Source organism: Deinococcus malanensis (assembly GCF_014647655.1).
GTDB classification, from domain to species: Bacteria; Deinococcota; Deinococci; order Deinococcales; family Deinococcaceae; genus Deinococcus; species Deinococcus malanensis.
This window is the reverse complement of sequence record NZ_BMPP01000062.1, coordinates 1-1,052: the sequence shown is the minus strand read 5'-3', so window position 1 is coordinate 1,052 and position 1,052 is coordinate 1. Positions and strand designations below refer to the sequence as shown.

The following is a 1,052-nucleotide window of genomic DNA, read 5'->3' as shown; positions in this document are numbered from 1 at the left end:
CTTATTGATCTCGGCGTAAATTATCATTGTTATACTGAGCGGGTATGTCTGGTTGGAAGCCCTCAAAGCTCACCCGTGCCCAGCAGGAAGAACGCCGGCTCGCCGCAAAAGAATGGCTGCAACAAGGCACCTTCTCTCGCCAGGCGATCGCAGAGCACTTCGGGGTGTCCATCCACACGGTCGGCACTTGGGTCACGCGGCTCAACCAGCAGCGCACCCTCGAGGCAACCGTCGCGACCGGACGTCCCAGCCGATTGACGGACGAACAGCGCGAACAGATCCGAACTCTCCTGCGGGAGGGTTCACGTCATCACGGCTACCCAGATGAAAGCTGGACGACGTCCCGCGTGCGGGACGTGATCGGTAGCCACCTGGGCATCTGGTATCACCGTGATCATGTCCGCAAGCTGCTTCATGCCCTGGGCTTCACACCACAGATGCCAGATGGACGGGCCGCAGAACGCAACGAATTCCGGATTGCCAGCTGGAAAGAACAGGTGGCCCCGGAGTTGAAAAAAAAAGGTCGATGAGGGCGCCACACTGGTGTACCTGGATGAGGTGGGGTTTGCGATGAAGGGCGTGCGCAGGCACACCTGGAACACCAGGGGCGTGACGCCCCTTGTGACCTTGCCCGCGAACTGGGAGAAGCTTTCGACCATTGGGGCGATCACCTCGGGGGGACAGTTCTTCCAGAACACGAAGAAGGGCTCGATTCGGAGTGGAGATGTGATTCAGTTTTTCGAGCATGTGTTGCGCCATGTGACCGGGAACTTGGTGGTCGTGCTGGACAATGCTGGCATTCATCGCGCGAAAGCCGTGCAGACGTTCGTGGCTTGCCACGAACGTCTCTCACTGGTGTACTTACCGCCGTATGCGCCGGAGCTCAACCCCATCGAGCTGGTGTGGGCGTACGTCAAGCGTAATGTCCTGGGGAACTTCTGTGCTTCCAACGTGGAGGAGCTCAAGGCCCGGTTGATCAGCGCTTGGCAGCGTGTACGATACATCCAGCTTCCACAGCACTTGATGGACTCAAACTTATGCCGAGATCAATA

General features: G+C 58.4%; 1 protein-coding gene. It reads left to right on the top strand.

Going from position 1 to position 1,052, the window contains the following annotated elements; genetic code table 11:
• Positions 1-44: 44 nt before the first annotated feature.
• Positions 45-1,052 (top strand): IS630 family transposase gene (locus tag IEY49_RS21215; RefSeq protein WP_189012389.1). Its coding sequence is split into 2 segments (ribosomal slippage), with 1,007 coding nucleotides annotated over them: positions 45-512 and positions 514-1,052; the frame shifts between segments, so codons are not numbered across the junction. This gene is flagged as partial in the annotation.